Here is an 18,254-nt window from a genome sequence, read left to right on the forward strand (position 1 = left end):
GGGAGATCTCCTTCGGGAAGTTTCAGGCGCCGGCGGGCTGCAGCGCCGCGGCGGGTTCGGCCATCGGCCGCAACAGGAAATGCGCCAGCGCCGGCAGCAGCACCAGCGCGCCGACCATGTTCCAGACGAACATGAAGGCGAGCAGGATGCCCATGTCGGCCTGGAACTTGATGGGCGAGAAGGCCCAGGTGCCGACGGCCAGCGCGAGCGTGATGCCGGTCAGCAGCACGACGCGCCCGGTGAACTGCAGCGCGTGCAGGTAGGCGGCGGACAGCGAGTCGCCGGCGCGCAACCGCGCCAGCATCACGCTCAGCACGTACAGCGCGTAGTCGACGCCGATGCCGACGCCGAGCGCGATCACCGGCAGCGTCGCGACCTTGACGCCCATGCTCAAGGCCACCATCAGCGCCTCGCACAGGATCGAGGTCAGCACCAGCGGCAGCACCGCGCAGGCCACCGCGCGCCACGAGCGGAAGGTCACGAAGCACAGCACGACGACGGCCCCGTAGACCCACAGCAGCATCTCGCGCATCGCCTGCTGCACGACGATGTTCGTCGCCGCGGCGATGCCGGCCGATCCGGCGGCCAGCATGAAGCGCGTATCGCCACGTTTTTCAGACGTTATGAACGCCTCCGCCTCGCCGACCACCCGCGCCAGCGTCTCGGCCTTGTGATCCTTCAGGTAGACGTAGAGCGACAGGAACGAGCAGCCCTGGTTGAACAGCTCACGCGGCGCGCGCGTCTGCACGCCGCCGAGCGCCGCCGCATTGGGGATCAGCTCGAACCACTTCAGGTTGCCCTCGTTGTAGCCGACCATCGCCAGCTTCGACAGCGCGGCCATCGAGTGCGTCGCCTCGACCCCCGGCAGCTGCTCGAGCCGCCAGGCCAGCCGGTCGACCTGCGCCAGCGTGTCGTAGCGCGTGCACTGGTCCTCGGGCGTCGCGACCATCACCACCAGGATGTCGGCGCTGGCCGCGTAGTGGCGCGTCAGGTAGTCGTTGTCGCGGTTGTAGCGCGAGTCGGCGCGCAGCTCGGGCGCGCCGGGGTCGAGGTCGCCGACCTGCAGCTGCAGGCTGGCGACGTAGCCGGCGCCGGCCAGCAGCGCGCCGGCCGCGATCGCGGCGAGCGCCGGCCCGCGCTGCGTGAAGCGATCGAGCTGGCGCCACAGCCCGGTCGGCGCCGCGCCGGCCGCTTCGGCGCGCAGGCTGCGTTCCGCGGCGCGCCGGCCGACGCCCAGGTACGACAGCAGCACCGGCAGCAGCACCAGGTTCGTGAACACCAGCACCGCGACGCCGATGCTGGCAACCGCGGCCAGGTCCTGGATCGCCTCGATGCGGATCAGCGCCAGCACCGCGAAGCCGACCGCATCGCACAGCAGGGCAGTCAGGCCGGCCACGAACAGGCGCCGGAACGTGTAGCGCGCGGCGACCACGCGGTGCGTGCCGCGGCCGACGTCCTGCATGATGCCGTTCATCTTCTGCGCGCCATGGCTCATGCCGATCGCGAACACCAGGAACGGCACCAGCACCGAGTACGGGTCGAGCGCATAGCCGCTGAGCGCGAGCAGGCCGAACTGCCAGACCACCGCGACCAGCGAGCAGGCGACGACCAGCAGCGTCGAGCGCGCGCAGCGCGTGTAGCCGAACAGCACCGCCGTGCAGATCACCAGCGCGGCGGCGAAGAAGGCCAGCACCTGGCGCATGCCGTCGATCAGGTCGCCCATCACCTTCGCAAAGCCGGTGACGTGGATGCGCACGCGGTCGCTCTCGTACTTCGCGCGCAGGGCTTCGATCTGGCGGCCGAGCTCGCCATAGTCGAGCGCCTCCCCGGTCTTCGGGTGCTTGTCGAGCAGCGGCACGAAGACGATGCTCGACTTGAAGTCGCCGGCAATCAGCTGGCCGATCTCACCCGAGCGCTCGACGTTGGCGCGCACCTCGGTGAGGGCGCGGGCCGATCCGTCGTAGCTGTCGCCCATCACCGTATTGCCCTCGAGCCCTTCCTCGGTCACCGCGACCCAGCGGGTGTTGCTGGTCCACAGCGACTTCATGAACGGCCGGTCGACGCCCGGCAGCAGGTAGAGCTCGTCGCTCAGCTGCTGCAGCGTGCGCAGGTAGTCCTTGTCGAAGATCGACTCGCCCGTCGTCTCGACGGCGATGCGCAAGGCATTGCCCTGCCCCGCCAGATTCCCCTGGTTCGCCAGATAGTTCGCGATGTACGCGTGCTGGACGGGAATGGTCTTCTCGAAGCTCGCGTTGAGCTGCAGCTTCGTCGCCTGCCAGCCGAACAGCGCGCTCAGCACCAGGCACAGCGCCAGCACCCACGGCCGGTGGTTGAACAGCAGCCGCTCGGCGGGCGAGCCCGAGGCGGCATCGAAGTCTTCGAGGCGGGCGACGACGGGCTGGTCGTCGAGCGTGGAGGAGGCGTGCATCGTGGCGGGTGGTGAGGAGCGTTCGGGGGTGTTCAGCGAGCGCTCGGAGGCGTTGAGGGCGCGCTCTGGCGGCGCAGGCCGCGCAGGCTGCTGAGCACGAGGTGGCCGTCGCCGGTGACGGCGAGGCCGGTGGCCGGCAAGGCGGCGGCGGCCGGCTGCTTGTGGAACTGCAGGCCGTCGTCGCGGCTGATCAGCAGGTCGCCGCTCTGGCCGAGCAGCGCCAGCGTGCCGGGCGCGACCTCGACGCCGGCGCTGATCGACACCGGCACGCCGCTGTCGATGGCCTGCCAGCTCGCGCCGCCGTCGGCGGAGCGGAAGACGCGGCCACGCAGGCCGTACGCGACCAGCGTGCCGGAGCGCGCGGCGACGAGGCCGAACCAGCTGCCCTTGTACGGCGAGGCCAGCGCGCTGAAAGTCCCGCCGGCGTCCGCCGACTTCAGCAGCAGCCCCTGCTCACCGGCGATCACCCACTGGCCGCCGGCCCAGCGCACCGCGTACAGGTGCAGGCTCTTCGGGTTCGGCAGCCGGCCGACCAGCGGCGTCCAGTGCGCGCCGCCGTCGCTGGTGGCGAAGGCGATGCCGTAGGCGCCGACCGCGACGCCGTTCTGCGCATCGGCGAAGTCGACGTCGAAGAACGGCTTGTCCGGGCCCTCGTCGACGAAGTGCGCGGCCAGCTTCTGCGCGCGCTCGTCGCCGGAGCGCGCGGCGTCGGCGATGCGCGCGGCCGCGCTGATGCCGTCGAGCTGGCGCACCCAGCGTTCGCCGCCGTCTTCCGTCTTCAGAATCACGCCGAGGTGGCCGACGGCCCAGCCGGTGCGCTCGTCGACGAAGCGCAGCGCGGTCAGCGTGGCCTGCACCGGCACAGCCGCCTGCCGCCAGCGCTGGCCGTCGTCGTCCGACAAGAGCACGATGCCACGTTCGCCGGCGGCGACCAGCCGCCGCCCGGCGCGCGCGACGGTGAGCATCGCGGCACCCGCGGCTTTCGGTGTCTGAATCGAAGCCTGTTGCAGCACTTCAGGCGGCGCAGCTGCGACACCGCACGCAGCCGCGGCTGCCGCGAACAAGAGAGTGCGCAAGACGGTCTTGGCCAAGGCTCGGCGCGGATCCGGCTCTGCCGGGCCGCTGCCGAAGCCCCCTCGGGGGGCAGCGACCGGTAGGGAGCGTGGGGGCCTCACTATCTCGTGCCCTCGTTGGCCAGCTCCTCGGCGCTGAAGAAGGCGCGCGGAATCGGCGCCACCGGCTTGTACTGCACCGGCAGCTCGTTCGACGCCATGTTCAGGTAGTAGGCGCCGGTGTGCAGGTCGTAGCCGCCCCACATCATGTTGCCGACGACGGCCGGGATGTCCGGTGCCAGCAGCATCAGCGTGTAGTTCGTGCGCCAGAGCTCGCCCTTCGCGTCCCAGCCGTCGAACATCACGATCTGCCAGGTGTCTTCGTCGAGGTAGTACTTGCGCTTGGGCACGACGTGGCGCTTGCCGTCGGCCAGCGTCGCCTCGACCTCCCAGACGCGGTGCAGCTCCCAGCGCACCAGCGCCGGGTTCAGCGTCTTCGGCGTCACCAGGTCGGCCACCTTCGCGCTGGCGGCGCGGTTGTTGTTGTAGGGGATGTAGAGCTCGCGTTTGCCGACCAGCTTCAGCTGGTGCTTGTCGATCGGCCCGAACAGCATGAACGCTTCGTCGAACAGACCGATGCCCGAGGTCACCGAGTCCGGCGTGTCATAGGCCACCGACGGCGCCTTGCGCACGCGGCGCTGGCCGACCAGGTACTGCCACAGCCCGCGCGGCTGGCTGGCGTTCAGGTTGTCGTGCGCGAGGATCGCCTCGCCGGCCTTCGAGCCCGGCTCGGTGACCGCGAACTTGCCGAGCTGGTAGTAGCCGTCGAACTTCTCGATCGAGCCGTCGGGGTCGTAGTACGGCTTGCGCAGGCTCTGCACGCCGCCCGAGGCCAGCGCGCGCCGGCCGTCTGCCGTGACGACCCACACCCGCACCGGCGCCTGCACGTTGCTGCCGGTCCAGGCCAGGCGATGGTTCTGCAGCAGCTCGCCGCCGTCCTTCGGGATCGGGAACGGCGTGCCGCCGTACGCGTTCTCGGTGCCGTGGCCGCCGTCGACGAGCTTGGCGCGCGTCGCATTGCGCAGCGTGTTGTCGTAGACCCACTGCGGCGCCGCGGCGCTGCGGTGCGTCGGATAGACGTCGATGCGGAAGTCGGGGTACTTCTTCATCAGCGCCTTCACGCCGTCGCTCAACTTCGCGGCGTGCTGGTCCATGCTCTTCGCGTCGATCGAGAACAGCGGCTTCTCGGCGGCGTACGGGTCGGGCCGCGGGTCGCCGCTCTTGTAGCCGGCGGGTGCCCTGGTCAGGCCACCGTCCCACGCCGGAATGCTGCCGTCCTTGTTGGCGGCGCGTTCGGCGCCGAGCGGTGTCAGCGTGGTCTTCAGCTTGGCGGCCTCGTCGGCGCCGACGGCCGCGTGGGTGCTCAAGGGGGCGATGAACGGGGCGGCGCAGGCCAGGGCCAGCGCGGCCCGCAGGGGCTTGTTCAGCATCTGGGGTCTCCGAATGTCAGAAAGTGCGCGATGCGTTGAAGGCGACGTGGGCACGGTCCCTCATCGTTTGCGCGAAGCTCAGCTGGCGCGGCGAGCCGGCGCCCGTCACCAGCGTCTCGGTGAAGGTCTTCTCGGCGCCGAAGAAGCCGTTGAAGGTCAGTGCGACGTTCCAGGCGTTCTGGTACTTGCCCTTCACGCCGATGCTGTAGTCGCCGGCCTTCGAGGCACCGCCGGCGAAGTTGCCGATCGCCGACGAACGGCCGCCGAAGTTCCAGCCCAGGCCGATCGGCAGCGAGAGGTCCAGCGCCGGCAGCACCTGGAAGTACTGCGGCTCGAACAGCAGCCGCAGCGCGAAGGCGCCCTTGGTCGTGTTCGGATCCAGACCGCCCAAGCCGGCGCTGCGGCCGCCGGGGCCGATCGCGAAGATGTCCTTCGTGATCGCGAGCCGCCGGTTGTAGGCCAGCTCGGCCAGCAGCGCGCCGCCGCCCCACAGCGGGCCGGGCTGCAGCACGTAGATGCCGGAGACCTGCAGGTGGCCGGTGCGGCCGACGGCATAACACGGATCGCCGCTGGAGCCGCCGCACGACAGGATCGGGCCGAGGCCGAGCACCGCGGGGTCGCTGTTGAGCGGCGCGTTGCTGCGCACCGAGCCTTCGACGGCCCAGTTCAGCTGGCCGACCGACGAGGTGACGCTGGCGCCGACGGTGCGGATGTTGCTCGCGTAGGCCAGGTGCACGTTGCCGCCGACGAAGTCGAACACCGGCGCCGCCGGCGTCTTGTCGTGGTACTGCGCGGCGTAGACGCCGAACTCGAAATCGCTGCCGGTGGGGCTCCAGCGCAGCTGCACGCCGCCCTGCCCGCTGTCCTTCGGGCGCAGGTCGTGGCGCTGGTCATAGGCCAGCACGATCGGCGTGCCATCCGGCGCATTGCCGAAGCCGACGGTGCCGGTGCCCACGTAGTCCTGGTTCGAGAAGTAGCTGCCGACGCCGGGGATCTTGCTCGGCCGCCACTTGAGCTGGTAGTACGCACCGAGCGACAGGCCTTCGGCCAACTGCAGCGAGCCGGAGAGCTGCTCGACCGGCAGCAGCACCTCCTTGAACTGCCAGCCCGGCACCGAGACGATCTTGGCGATGTCGACCGGGCCCTGCGCGTGGGCGATGCCGTTCTGGCCGAAGAACAGGCTTTCGCCCCACTGCAGCGTGTGCTTGCCCACGCGCAGCGTGCCCTTCATCGCGCCGAGCTCGCCCTTGAGATACACGAAGGCATCGAGCAGCTCACCGCCGCGGCCGTGCTGGCGTCGCGTGGCCGGCAGGAACTCGTTCGAGGCCTGGCCGGGAAAGTTGTTCGAGGTCGACACCGTCGGCCCCAGCGGCATGCCGCCGGCCAGCAGCGGCGTGCCGGCGTAGTCGCTGCGGCCGAGATAGGCGCTGTCGCGCCAGGCGGTGCCGCTCAGGCGGCCGCCGAACGACTTCGTCGTCACGTCCAGCTCGCCCAGCAGGTCCCAGCGGTTCGAGACCAGGCCCTTGTTGAAGTTGTGGTCACCATCGTCCTCGTTCGAGATGCCCGGGTCGTTCGCGACGTCGAGCCGCGTCAATGCCGGTGACGCGTTCTTCAGGCGATAGGCTGCGCTGTATTTCGGCGTCAGGTCGGCGCGGATTTTCAGATCGGGGTTGCCCGAATCGATGTCGAAGGCCTGGGCGGCGGGCAGCGCGAGCGCTGCCGCCGCCGCCAGCAGGCTGCGGCGGTGGTCCATCGGTTTGTCTCCTGTTTGTTGTGAGTCGGAAGGGATCAGAGGTAGGTCGACGCCAGCCCGCCGTCGACGGGCAGGTTGACGCCGCTGACCCAGCGCGCGGCGTCGGAGCAGAGGAAGGCGATCACCGGCGCCACCTCGTCGGCCAGCGCCGGGCGCTTCATGCGGTGCGCGTCGCGCTCGACGCGGCCGGCGCCGAGCATCGTCACGAAGTCACCGAGGATCGGCGTGAACACCGGCCCCGGCGCGACGCAGTTCATGCGCACGCCACGCTCCAGGAACCAGCGCTGCGACTGCGTGACCGACCAGACGATCAGCGCTTCCTTGAAGTACTGGTAGCAGGTGTCCTGCGGCACCGGGTGCTTGGCCAGCCAGGCCAGCCCGGCCTCGAAGTGCGGCGTCTCGGCGAGCGCCTTGTGCGTATCGACGCGCTGCGGCCATTCGGCGCCGAGGATCGACGCGATGTTGACGATGCTGCCGCCGGCGGGCATCCGTTCCAGCAGCTTCTGGCAGAGGTGGCGCAGGCCGAGGTAGTTGACGCGGGCGACTGAGTCGGCGTTCGCGGTGCCCGGCACGCCGGCGATGTTGCACAGCGCATCGATGCGCTCGGGCAGCTGGCGCACGGCGGCGTCGATCGCCGCCTGCTCCGACAGGTCGGCCTTGACGAAGCCGTCGAGCGTCAGCATCGGCTCGTTGCGGTCGACGCCGATCACGCGCGCGCCCTGGAAGCGCAGCAGCCGCGCGGTCTCGGCGCCGATGCCCGAGCTGACGCCGGTGATGACGATGGTCTTGCCTTGCAGGCTCATGGGGATCTCCGGAGTTATTGAAAAATTCAGGGCAGCAGCTCGAAGCGGCCATCGGCGATGCGCAGCATCACGACGCCGCGGCCGTCGAAGCCGCTGTGGTCGGTGGGCGAGAAATTGACGACGCCGTGCGCGAGCGCGATCTCCTTCTCGCTCTCCAGCGCATCACGCAGCGCGCGCCGGAACGCCGCGGTGCCGGGCGCGGAGCCCTTCAGCGCCGGCGGCAGCGCGCGCTGCAGCAGCAGCAGCGCATCCCAGGCGTGGGCGCCGAACTGCGTGCGCGTGTTCGCGCCGTGCTGCTTCTCGAAGCCGCTGACGTAAGTCAGCGCAACGGGCCGCACCGGGCTCGCCGCCGGCAGCTGCTCGGCAACGAGCATCGGCCCGGCCGGCAGCACCGTGCCGTTCATGCGCGGGCCGCCGACGCGCACCAGGTCCGGCGACGCTGCGCCGTGCGTCTGGTAGATCGGCCCGCTCCAGCCGCGTTCGCGCAGCGTGATCTGCGGCATCGCCGCGGCCGAGCCGGCGCCGACGATCAGCACCGCGTCGGGCTTTGCGGCGACCACCTTCAGCGCCTGCGCCGTGATCGAGGTGTCGATCGGCGCGAAACGCTCGGTGGCCACGACCGTCAGCCCGGCCGCCTTGGCCGACGCGCCGAAGGCCTGCAGCCACATCTCGCCGTAACCCTCGTTCCAGCCGAGGAAGGCGACCTTGCGCACCTTATCGGCGACCATGCGGCGCGCCAATGCATCGGACATCAGCGACACCGGCTGCGCGAGCGCGAAGGTCCAGCTGTCCGGGCCCGCGGCCAGCGGCAGCGGCGCGAACGCGAGCTGCACCGTCTTCGCCTCGGTCGCGACCTGCGCCACCGCCAGGCCCTGCGGCACGCCTGAGGGCCCGAGCAGCACATCGACCTGATGCTCGGTGACGAAGCGGCGCGCGTTGCGTGTCGCGGCCGTCGGGTCCGACGCATCGTCGAGCACGACCAGCCGGACCTTCTCGCCGCCGATGCGCTCGGGCCACAGCGCGAGCGATGCCTTCTGCGGCAGCCCCAGCGACGACAGCGGGCCGGTCAGCGACAGGTTGACGCCGATCGTGATGTCGGCCTGCGCGCCGCCGGCGGCGGCGATGAGGGCCAGCGCGGCGGCCAGGCGGGTGAATGGGCGATTCATGGAATCTCCTGTGCGGTGGCCGTCAGAACGGGAATTGCGGCGGCGTGTCCTTCACGGTCAGCCACTGCCAGGCCGTGAAGCACTCCCAGTCGCCGGGGCCGCCGTGCGAGTGGCCGTTGCCGGCGATGCCGGGGCCGCCGAAGGGATTGACGGCGTCGTCGTTCACCGTCTGGTCGTTGATGTGCACCATGCCGGCCTTGAGCCGGTTGCCGATCGCCAGCGCGCGGCCGACCGACTTCGAGATCACCGCCGCGGCCAGGCCGCCATGGCCGTGGTTGGCGATCGCCACCGCCTCGTCGTCGGTGCTGAAGGTCGCGAGGTTGACCACCGGGCCGAAGGTCTCGTCGTCGAAGCTCGGCATGCCGGGCTTCACGCCGGTGAGCACGGTGGGCTTGTAGAAGAGCCCCTCGTAGCTGCCGCCGGCCAGCAGCGTGGCGCCGGCCATCACGCTGGCCATCACGGTGGCATGCACGCGGTCGCGCTGGCGTTGATCGATCAGCGGCCCGAGCGCGACCTGGCCGGTGGCGCCATCGCCGACCGGCAGACGATCCGCCTTGGCGACCAGCCGCTGGATCAGCGCCGGCGCGATCGCCTCGTGCACCAGCACGCGGTTCGACGCCATGCAGATCTGGCCCTGGTGCAGCCAGGCGCCCCAGGCGACGTTCGACGCCGCGAGATCGAGGTCGGCGTCGCTGGCCATGTCGTCGAGCACGATCAGCGCATTGCTGCCGCCGAGCTCGAGCGAGACCTTCTTCAGGTGCCTGCCGGCCAGCTCGCCGATGCGCCGGCCGACACCGGCCGAGCCGGTGAAGGAGATCATCGCGACGTTCGCATCGCCGACCAGCGCCTCGCCGACATCGGCGCCGCCGGGCAGCACGTGCAGCAGACCAGCCGGCAGCCCGGCCTGTTCGAAGATGCGCGCGATCAGCAGGCCGCCGCTCACCGGCGTGCGCGGGTCGGGCTTGATGATCACCGCGTTGCCGGTGGCCAGCGCCGGCGCGACGACGCGCAAGGTCAGGATCAGCGGGAAGTTGAACGGCGAGATCACGCCAACCACGCCCAAGGGCACGCGGCGCGCGATCGACATCCGGCCCGGCCCGCTGGGCAGCACCTGGCCCTGCGCCTGCATCGGCATCGCGGCGGCCAGCTGGCAGAACATCACGGCCTCGCGCAGCTCGTGCTGGCCCTTCGGCAGGATCGCGCCGGTTTCGCGCGTCACGTACAGCGCCAGCTCGTCGAAGTGCTGCTGGAACAGCGCCGCGGCGCGCTGGAACACCGCCGCACGCTCGCGCGGACCGAGCGCGGCCCACGCGGGCTGCGCGGCGGCGGCTGCAGCCGCGGCGGTCGCGACATCGGCCGCCACCGCACGGCCGGTGCGCGCCAGCACCTGGCCGGTCGCCGGCTCGATCACATCGGCGGCTTGCGAGGCGGCGCGCCAGCCGTTGCTGAAGAGGTTGTCGCGCCACAGCGCGTGGTCGAGAAACGGAGGTGTGCTCATCGGCGGTCTCGGGGTTGGTCTGGCCTGCCTTGCGCAACGCCCGTGCCGCGGCGCCGTGCCGGGCTGCGGTTGAGGGCCAACCACCACGCGCCGTCACCGAGGGAAAGACACCCACCGACTCCGGACTTTCCCGGGGGTCGATTGCTGCGCTGCAGCTTCGGGTTCACCCGAAGGCTTGGCGTTCATCAACTGAGAACAAAATCGCCCGCCGCTCGGCGATCGATTCATCAAATCAGAAACTCATGACCAAGGCCGACTCCCGCATCTCGCTCGCCGAGGTGGCCCGCCAGACCGGCGCGATGCTGCGCCGCGGCGACAGCGCGCACTACCGCGACGGCCTGCCGCCGAGCCTGGCCGACCTGACCGAATCGCTGTTCTTCTCGCCCGGCGACGGCCGCATCTGGCTCAACGACCAACGCATGCTGCTGTGGCACTGCTCGGCGATGGGTCACCTGCGGCGCGAGCTGATCGACACGCTGGGCCTGGAGCGTGCACGCGGCCTGCTGACGCGCGCCGGCTACGTCTCCGGCGCGCGCGACGCGCAACTGGTGCGCGAGCGCTGGCCCGACGGCGACGCCGCGAGCGTCTTCATGGCCGGCACGCGGCTGCATGCGCTCGAAGGCGTCGTCAAGGTCACGCCGCTGGCCTTCGACTTCGACATCGACCGCGGCACCTACGAAGGCGAGTTCCTGTGGGAGCACTCGAGCGAGGACGACGAGCACATCGCCGCCTACGGCATCGGCACCGAAGCCGCGTGCTGGTCGCAGGTGGGCTACGCCACCGGCTACGTGACCAGCCTGTTCGGCCAGCTCGTCGTCTTCCGCGAAGTCGAGTGCCGCTCGATGGGCGCCAGCGTCTGCCGCGTGATCGGCCGCCATGCCGCGGCCTGGGGCGACGTCAGCGAGGACCTGCGCTACCTGCAGGCGCGCGACTTCCGCAGCCTTGCCGAGGCGCCGGCGGCGCACGCGGCGGTCGCCACGCCGGTGCTCGACCCAACGCCTGAAGTGAGCGGCGCGCGGCACGAGATCGTCGGCGCGTCGTCGGCCTTCAACTCGGCCTGCCACCAGCTCGACCGCGTCGCGCGCACGCAGGCAACGGTGCTCTTCACCGGCGAGTCGGGCGTCGGCAAGGAGGCCTTCGCGCGAAGGCTGCACCGCATCAGCGCGCGCGCCGACAAACCCTTCGTCGCCGTCAACTGCGCGGCGATTCCGGAGACGCTGATCGAGTCGGAGCTGTTCGGCGTCGAGCGCGGCGCCTTCACCGGCGCCAGCAGCTCGCGCCCGGGCCGCTTCGAACGCGCCGACGGCGGCACGCTGTTCCTCGACGAGGTCGGCACGCTGTCGCTGCCCGGCCAGGGCAAGCTGCTGCGCGTGCTGCAGGAGGGCGAGGTCGAGCGTGTGGGCGGCACGCGCACGCTGACGGTGGATGTGCGCGTCGTCGCCGCGACCAACGTCGACCTGCAGGCCGAGGTGCGTGCCGGGCGCTTTCGCGAGGACCTCTACTACCGCCTGAACGTCTACCCGATGCACCTGCCGCCGCTGCGCGAGCGGCGCGACGACGTGCCGCTGCTGATGAACCATTTCCTGCGCCGCGAGTCGGCGCGCCACGGCCGCTCGCCCACCGGCTTCACGCCGCGTGCGGTGCGCGCGCTGCTGCACTACGCCTACCCCGGCAACATCCGCGAGCTGCAGAACCTGATCGAGCGCGGCGTGATCTCGGCCGACGACGGCGCGCCGATCGACGTGCGCCACCTGTTCCGCCGCGAGCAGCTGTCGGACGAGACGCTGCTGGCGATCGGCGCCAGCGGCGCGCTGATGCCCAGCCACGACCCGGGCCGCGTGCCCAACCTGCTGCAGCACCTGCAGCAGACGCTGGGCGCCGACACGCTGGCGCTGGGCGAGCTGGAAGCCCGCCTGCTGCGCGAGGCCGTGGCCGCGGCCGACGGCAACCTGGCGGCCGCGGCGCGGCAGCTCGGGCTGACGCGGGCGCAGCTGGCGTATCGGCTGGAGAAGGCGCCGGGCCGCGCCGACGCGTGATCAGCTTGTGCGCTGCGTGAGCGCCCGCTGTTCGGCGCTCTCGCGCCGCAGCGCTTCCTCGAAGCTCGCCAGCCCGATCTGATTGAGCACGCGCTTGTAGCGCGCGGCCACGTCCGCATCCAGGGCGGCGAGACGCTGCGCGATGGCTCGCGATGCCGTGCCCAGCGTGTCATCGTCGACCAGCTTCCACACCAGGCCCCAACCCAGCGCCTGCTCCGCAGAGAACTCCTCGCCGAGCAGCATCAGGGCCTTGGCGCGGGCCAGGCCGGCGGCCGCCGGCAAGGTGGCGACCAGGCCGCCGGTGACGAAGACACCGAGCGAGGCTTCGGGCAACTTCAAGCGAGCGCTGCGCGCGGCGATCACGATGTCGGCGTCGAGCATCCATTCGAGCCCCGCCCCGAGCACCCAGCCGTGCACGGCGGCAACCACCGGCTTGCGACAGCCGACGATGGCCGCGGCCACGCGTTGCACACCCTCGAGCTCCGCCTCGGTGGGTGCTGCACTGACATCGCGACCGGCGCAGAAGGCGCGGCCCGCGCCCCGCAGCAGCACGGCCTTGACGGCAGCATCGGCATCGGCGTGCTCGAGCGCGCGCCACAGGTCCTGCGCCAGCGTGGCCGTGATCGCGTTCAGCTTGCGCGGCCGGTTCAGCGTCAGGGTCAGCACGCCGTCGTCGGAGAGCTCGCGCAGCAGCGGCGCTTCGGTCTCGAGGCTCATCGTTCAATCCACCAGGAAACCCGAGGCCTTGATCACCGGGCCCCACTTGGCCAGCTCGTCGGCGATGAGCCTGCCCAGCTCGTCCGGCGTGGCCGGGTCGCTGTGCATGCCGATCTTCGCCAGCCCCGCCTTGATGTCGTTCATCGCCAGCACGCGGGCGAGGGCTGTCTGCAGCGGCTGCAGCGCGGCGCGCGGCGTGGCGGGCGGCGCGAACAGACCCACCCACTCGAGCGTGTCGAACTGGCGCAGGCCCATCTCGGCCAGCGTCGGTACGCCCGGCAGCAGCTCCGAGCGGCGCGCGCCGTTGACTGCCAGCACGCGCAACTTGCCGGCCTGGTGGTGCGCGGCGACGTCGGCGATCGGCAGGATGCCCGCCGCGATCTGGCCGCCCAGCAGGTCCTGCACCAGCGGCGCGCCGCCGCGGTAGGGCACCGGCAGCATGTCGGCATTCGCGTCCTTGCCGAGTCGATAGCCGATGAACTGCGAGATGCTGCCGGGTGCCGGCACGCCGAAGCTGCCGTCCTTGCGGTTCGCACGCGCCAGGTCGATCCATTGCGCGACGGTCGTGGCCGGCATCGCCGACGGCACGGCGATCGCCTCGTAGAAGCTGCTGACGCGGCCGACCGGCTGGAAGTCCTTCACCGGGTCATACCGCACCACTTTGAAGGTCAGCGGAATCATCACCATCATGTGCGTGTTGGCGATCAGCAGCGTGCGGCCGTCGGCCGGCGCGTTCTTGACATGCTCCGCGGCGATCGCGCCACCGGCCCCCGGCCGGTTGTCGACGATGACCGTCGTGTTCAGCTCATCCTTCAGTTTGTCCGCGAGCATGCGGGCCACCGCATCGGCCGACCCGCCGGCCGGATAGCCGACGATCAGCTTCAGCGGCTCCTGGCGTGTCGCGCCCTGCGCCTGCAGCGCGGGCGCCGCCAGCACGAACGTCGAGGTGGCGAGGGAAGCGAGCAGCAGGCGACGATGAATCACGGGAGTCCTCGGTGGGCGGCGCCTTGACCGGCGTCAACGGCCAGTGTGGAAGCGCGGCCCGGCGCGCGGTAGATGCACCGGCCGATGATCGGCCATGCGTGCACCGTATGAGCGGGCCGTTCGCGCCGCCGTTCATGCGCGGCGCGTATATCGCTACCGCGCTCGGCGGATCTACCGGCGCGGCTCCTGCCTGTCTATCGTCGGCCGATGATCTTCATCACCGGATACAGCGATCGCCTGTCGGCTTGCGCCGGCGAATCCATCGCCTTCAAGGTCTCGAGCCTGTCGTCACGGCCCTACCGCGCGAAGCTGGTGCGCATCGCCCACGCGGATCCGAACCCGGCCGGTCCCGGCTTCAAGGTCGAGCCCCTGGCCGAGGTCTTCGCGACGGAGCGGCCCTCGGTCGCGCAGCCGCTGCGTTCCGGCTCCTGCGGCCGCGTGGCGCGGATGCCGCTGGTGGGCCTGGGCGGCGGCCTGTCGGTCAGCGTGCGCATCATGCCGACGGCGCCGTCGCGGGGTGAACAGTGCGTGCTGTCGCATGGCGACCCCGCGTCGGGCGGCTGGCGTCTGGCCATCGACGGCGCCGGTGTGTTGTTCACGATCGCTGGCGCGCCGGCCCCCGTGCAGCTGCGCTGCGACCTGCCGCTGCCCGCGCGCTGGCTCGAACTGCAGCTCAGCGCCGATCCGGTGGTCGGCACGCTGACCTTGCAGGTTAGCGATGTCGACACAATGGCCGAAGGCGCGCTTCGCCTGGCGAGCACGGCGCGCTGGCGTGTGCCGCCGCAGCCCAACTTGGCAGCGGATGCCGACCTGCTGATCGGCGCCTGCCTGGGCGATGACGGTGTGCCGCGCTGCCACTTCAATGGCCGCATCGAAGCGCCCACGATCAGCGCCGCGGCGCAGGCGCATCACCCGTCGAGGATCATGGCGGCCTGGGACTTTGCGCGTGGCATCGATACGGCAGACATCGTCGACACCGGCCCGCATCAGCGGCACGGGCGGCTGATCAACCTGCCGACGCGGGCCGTCGCGGGCAGCCGCTGGACCGGCCGCGAGCACTGCTGGCGCCACGCCCCCGAGCAGTACGCCGCGATCCACTTCCACGACGACGACCTGCACGACGCCGGCTGGACGACCGGGTTTCAGTTCACGGTGCCGCAAACGCTGAAGAGCGGCGCCTACGCGATGCTGCTCGAAGCCGAGGGCCAGCGCGACTGGCTGCCGTTCTACGTCACGCCGGCGCCGGGTACATCGAGCGGCGCGCGCATCGCCTTCGTCGCGCCGACCTACACCTACGTCGCCTACGCCAACTATGCGCGCGGCAACTTCGACGCCGCGCTGCGGCGCCGGGTCGCCGACTGGCAGGCCTATCCGCACAACCCCGACGAGCATCCGGAGGTCGGACGCTCGACCTACAACCTGCACCCCGACGGCAGCGGCGTGTGCTTCTCGTCGCGCTGGCGGCCGCTGCTGACGATGCGGCCTGGCTTCCTCACCTTCGACGATCCGCGCGGTTCCGGCGTGCGCCACTACACCGCCGACAGCCACCTGCTCGACTGGCTCGAACACGAGGGCATGGCCTTCGACGTCTGGACCGACGACGAGCTCGAACGCCATGGCAGCGCGGTGCTCGAGCCCTATGCCGTCGTGCTGACCGGCACGCATCCGGAGTACCACAGCACGCGCACGCTCGATGCGCTGCAGGGCTACCTGCGCAGCGGCGGCAACCTGGCCTACCTCGGCGGCAACGGGTTCTATTGGCGGGTGGGGCTGTCGCAGACCGTGCCCGGCGTGCTGGAAGTGCGCCGCGCCGGTGGCGGCACCCGCGCCTGGGCGCCATGCGCCGGCGAGAACGTGCATGCGCTCGACGGCGAGCTGGGTGGGCTGTGGCGCAGCAGCGGCCGCACGCCGCAGCAGCTGACGGGCGTCGGCTTCGTGTCGCAGGGGCCATTCGAAGGCGCCGTCTATCGCGTGAATGACGCGGCACGAAACGGCCGCGCCGGCTGGCTGCTCGAAGGTGTCGCGTCCGGGCCGATCGGCGGCTACGGCTTGTCCGGCGGTGGTGCCGCCGGCTTCGAGCTCGACGCCACCAGTGCCGCCGACGGCACCCCCGCCGGCACGCAGGTGCTGGCGCGGTCCGAAGGCCACGGACCCGGCTTCGGGCCCGCGCTGGACGCCGTGCTGTCGCACACGATGACGCGAGATCGGGGCGCGGTCGAACCGTCGATTCGCGCCGAGATCACCTACCGTGACACGGCCTGGGGCGGATCGGTGTTCACGGTTGGCTCGATCACGTTCTGCGGCAGCCTGTCGCACGACGGCTACCGCAACGACATGAGCACCTTGTTGCGCAACTACCTGGTGCGCAAGACGATGCCGCGCTCGTCGGCCGGCTGAAAGCCCGGCATGGCGCTCAAGCGCTGCAGCAGCGCCGCGACGAAGGCCTTCACCCGCGCCGGGCGGTAGACGCCCGGCGGCATCGCCACCTGCACCGGAATCGATTCCAGCCACCACGCCGGCAGCACGCGCTTCAGCCGCCCCGCGGCCAGGTCGGCATGGCACAGCCACGGCGATGCAGCGCCGATGCCCGCGCCGTTCAGGATGGCGCGGTAGCTCGCCAGCAGGTTGTCGGTCTGCAGCGGCGCATCCACGCTCACCGTGCGCAGCCGCCCTGCCCGGTCGAACAGGCGGATATCGCCCAACACGTGCGGCAGCAGGCCGACGAAGGGCGCACGCGCCAGCGTGGAGATCGTCACCGGCCCGATGCGCGTGAGCAGCTCGGGCGCGGCAATGAGCATGCGCTCCATCGATCCGAGGCGCCGGACCACCAGCCCCGGATCGAGCACCGGCCCGACGAACAGCCAGCACTCCGCGCCCGAACCGAGCAGGTCGACGGCGCGGTCGGTCAGCGTGAGCTCGATGCGCAGCGCCGGGTATTGCGCACGCAGGTCGGTGATCGCGTCGGTGAGGAAGGACACGCCCCAGCCCGAGGGGCCGATCACGCGCAAGGTGCCCTCCGGCCGGCTCTGAGCACCCGTGATGCGCTCGGCCAGCCCGGACCAGCGCTCCGTCAGCTCGCGCGCCTGCGCCAGCAGCGAGCGGCCTTCGTCGGTCAACGTGAAGCGGGTCGTGGTCCGCGTCGCGAGCCGGCAGCCGAGCATGCGCTCCAGATCCACGAGCCGGCGGCTGACGGTGGGCTGCGTCGTCTCGAGCACGCGCGCGGCCTTGCTCAGCGATCCGGTCTCGCCGATCTTGACGAAGGTGTCCAGCAGTTCGAGCCGATCGTGGGCGCGTTTCATTCCCTCGACGTATAGCACTTCATGCGTTCAATCGTCCCCGCGCACCCCGTCCCCGAGCCGCTCCACCAGGAATTCCACCGCCACCCGCACCTTCGGAATACGGTAGCGCGTCTGCAGGTACAGCAGGTAGATGCCCGCCTCCCCGCCGCGCCCGACCGACACCGGCTGGTCGAGCGTGACCTGCACCAGCTCGCCGCGGCTCAGCGGGCCCTTCAAGGCCCATTCCGACAGCAGCACCAGGCCACGGTGCTTGCAGGCCATCGCGAGCAGGCTGGCGCCGTCGTTGCTGATGAAGGCCGGCGTGACGGGCAGCTCGCGCCAGCCGTCGGCGTCCCGCCCCTGCCACTTGATCACCGTGTTCGGGCCTCGGTACAGCAGCGCGCGATGACTGGCCAGGTCGTCCAGCGTGCGCGGCGTGCCCATGTCCGCCAGGTACTGCGGCGACGCGGCGAGCACGAAGCGATTGGGGTCGAGCTTGCGCGCCACCACGCGGTCCTGCGGCTGGCGACCGCCGCGGATCGCGATGTCGACCTGGTCACGGCCGAGGTCGACCAGCGCGTCGCTCAGGTGCACGTCGAGCACGATGTCCGGGTAACGATCGCTGAAGTCATGCAGCGCCGGCATCAGCAGCAGCTGGCCATAACCGGGCATCGTGCTGATGCGCAGCGTGCCGCTGGGCGTGCTGCTGCGCTGTCCGACCAGCTCTTGCGCATCGTCCAGCTGGGCCATGCCCGGGCGCACCTGCTCCAGGTAGAGCGCGCCGATCTCGGTCAGCCGCACCGTGCGCGTCGTGCGGTGCAGCAGCTCCACGCCGAGCGACTGCTCCAGGTCCGAAATGCGGCGCGAGATCGACGAGGCCGGCACGCCGAAGGCCTTCGCGGCGCGCGAGAAGCTCAGCGTGTCCGCCACTTTCAGCAGGTATTGCAGTGCGCGCAGCTTGTCCATCGCGGGCCGCCGTCCAGCCGATTGTTGCCATCAAGACAAAAGATTTTGACGAATACGACGGATTCCGTCTTGAGCGATGAATC

At 70.9% G+C, this 18,254-nt stretch carries 13 protein-coding genes; 2 read left to right on the forward strand and 11 right to left on the reverse strand.

Annotated elements, in window-relative coordinates; genetic code table 11:
* Positions 1-22: 22 nt before the first annotated feature.
* The 7 genes from HLB44_RS12170 to HLB44_RS12200 all read right to left on the reverse strand — a co-directional run bounded on the left by HLB44_RS12170 (position 23) and on the right by HLB44_RS12200 (position 10,190).
* Positions 23-2,428 (reverse strand): efflux RND transporter permease subunit, encoded by a 2,406-nt coding sequence (locus HLB44_RS12170; protein ID WP_173122832.1) that lies wholly within the window; start codon positions 2,426-2,428, stop codon positions 23-25.
* 32 nt (positions 2,429-2,460) lie between these two features.
* The gene (locus HLB44_RS12175) at positions 2,461-3,393 is read right to left on the reverse strand and encodes a WD40/YVTN/BNR-like repeat-containing protein (protein ID WP_173122833.1); all 933 of its coding nucleotides are present in this window, start codon (positions 3,391-3,393) and stop codon (positions 2,461-2,463) included.
* 209 nt (positions 3,394-3,602) lie between these two features.
* Positions 3,603-4,970 (reverse strand): DUF1329 domain-containing protein, encoded by a 1,368-nt coding sequence (locus HLB44_RS12180; RefSeq protein ID WP_173122834.1) that lies wholly within the window; start codon positions 4,968-4,970, stop codon positions 3,603-3,605.
* A gap of 16 nt (positions 4,971-4,986) precedes the next feature.
* The gene (locus tag HLB44_RS12185; RefSeq protein WP_173122835.1) at positions 4,987-6,723 is read right to left on the reverse strand and encodes a DUF1302 domain-containing protein; all 1,737 of its coding nucleotides are present in this window, start codon (positions 6,721-6,723) and stop codon (positions 4,987-4,989) included.
* Positions 6,724-6,758: 35 nt separating this feature from the next.
* A complete protein-coding gene (locus HLB44_RS12190) occupies positions 6,759-7,526 on the reverse strand; it encodes a coniferyl-alcohol dehydrogenase (RefSeq protein ID WP_173122836.1) in 768 nt (255 codons plus the stop codon).
* 26 nt (positions 7,527-7,552) lie between these two features.
* Positions 7,553-8,692, reverse strand: coding sequence for an ABC transporter substrate-binding protein (locus HLB44_RS12195; RefSeq protein WP_173122837.1), 1,140 nt, complete (start codon positions 8,690-8,692; stop codon positions 7,553-7,555).
* A gap of 22 nt (positions 8,693-8,714) precedes the next feature.
* Positions 8,715-10,190: a benzaldehyde dehydrogenase gene (locus HLB44_RS12200; RefSeq protein ID WP_173122838.1), complete on the reverse strand. Its 1,476-nt coding sequence runs from the start codon at positions 10,188-10,190 to the stop codon at positions 8,715-8,717.
* A 242-nt stretch (positions 10,191-10,432) separates the two neighbouring features.
* On the opposite strand from HLB44_RS12200, the gene HLB44_RS12205 reads away from it, so the two are divergent.
* Positions 10,433-12,226 carry a sigma-54-dependent Fis family transcriptional regulator gene (locus HLB44_RS12205; RefSeq protein ID WP_173122839.1) on the forward strand — a complete coding sequence of 598 codons (1,794 nt, stop codon included), beginning with the start codon at positions 10,433-10,435 and terminating at the stop codon, positions 12,224-12,226.
* On the opposite strand, the gene HLB44_RS12210 is transcribed toward HLB44_RS12205, so the two are convergent.
* Entirely contained in the window at positions 12,227-12,943 is a 717-nt protein-coding gene (locus tag HLB44_RS12210) for an enoyl-CoA hydratase/isomerase family protein (protein WP_173122840.1), read from the reverse strand. It lies immediately after the preceding gene.
* Between the two features lie 3 nt (positions 12,944-12,946).
* Positions 12,947-13,927 carry a tripartite tricarboxylate transporter substrate-binding protein gene (locus tag HLB44_RS12215; RefSeq protein WP_173122841.1) on the reverse strand — a complete coding sequence of 327 codons (981 nt, stop codon included), beginning with the start codon at positions 13,925-13,927 and terminating at the stop codon, positions 12,947-12,949.
* 207 nt (positions 13,928-14,134) lie between these two features.
* Here HLB44_RS12215 and HLB44_RS12220 point away from each other — a divergent pair, with 207 nt between their 5' ends.
* A complete protein-coding gene (locus HLB44_RS12220; RefSeq protein WP_173122842.1) occupies positions 14,135-16,324 on the forward strand; it encodes a N,N-dimethylformamidase beta subunit family domain-containing protein in 2,190 nt (729 codons plus the stop codon).
* On the opposite strand, the gene HLB44_RS12225 is transcribed toward HLB44_RS12220, so the two are convergent.
* Positions 16,282-17,226, reverse strand: coding sequence for a LysR family transcriptional regulator (locus HLB44_RS12225; protein WP_173122843.1), 945 nt, complete (start codon positions 17,224-17,226; stop codon positions 16,282-16,284). The two genes, HLB44_RS12220 and HLB44_RS12225, sit on opposite strands and share 43 nt — an antisense overlap.
* 27 nt (positions 17,227-17,253) lie before the next feature.
* Positions 17,254-18,171: a LysR family transcriptional regulator gene (locus HLB44_RS12230; protein ID WP_173122844.1), complete on the reverse strand. Its 918-nt coding sequence runs from the start codon at positions 18,169-18,171 to the stop codon at positions 17,254-17,256.
* Positions 18,172-18,254: the final 83 nt, after the last annotated feature.

This window comes from Pseudaquabacterium terrae, from assembly GCF_013266755.1.
Classification (GTDB): Bacteria; Pseudomonadota; Gammaproteobacteria; order Burkholderiales; family Burkholderiaceae_C; genus Pseudaquabacterium; species Pseudaquabacterium terrae.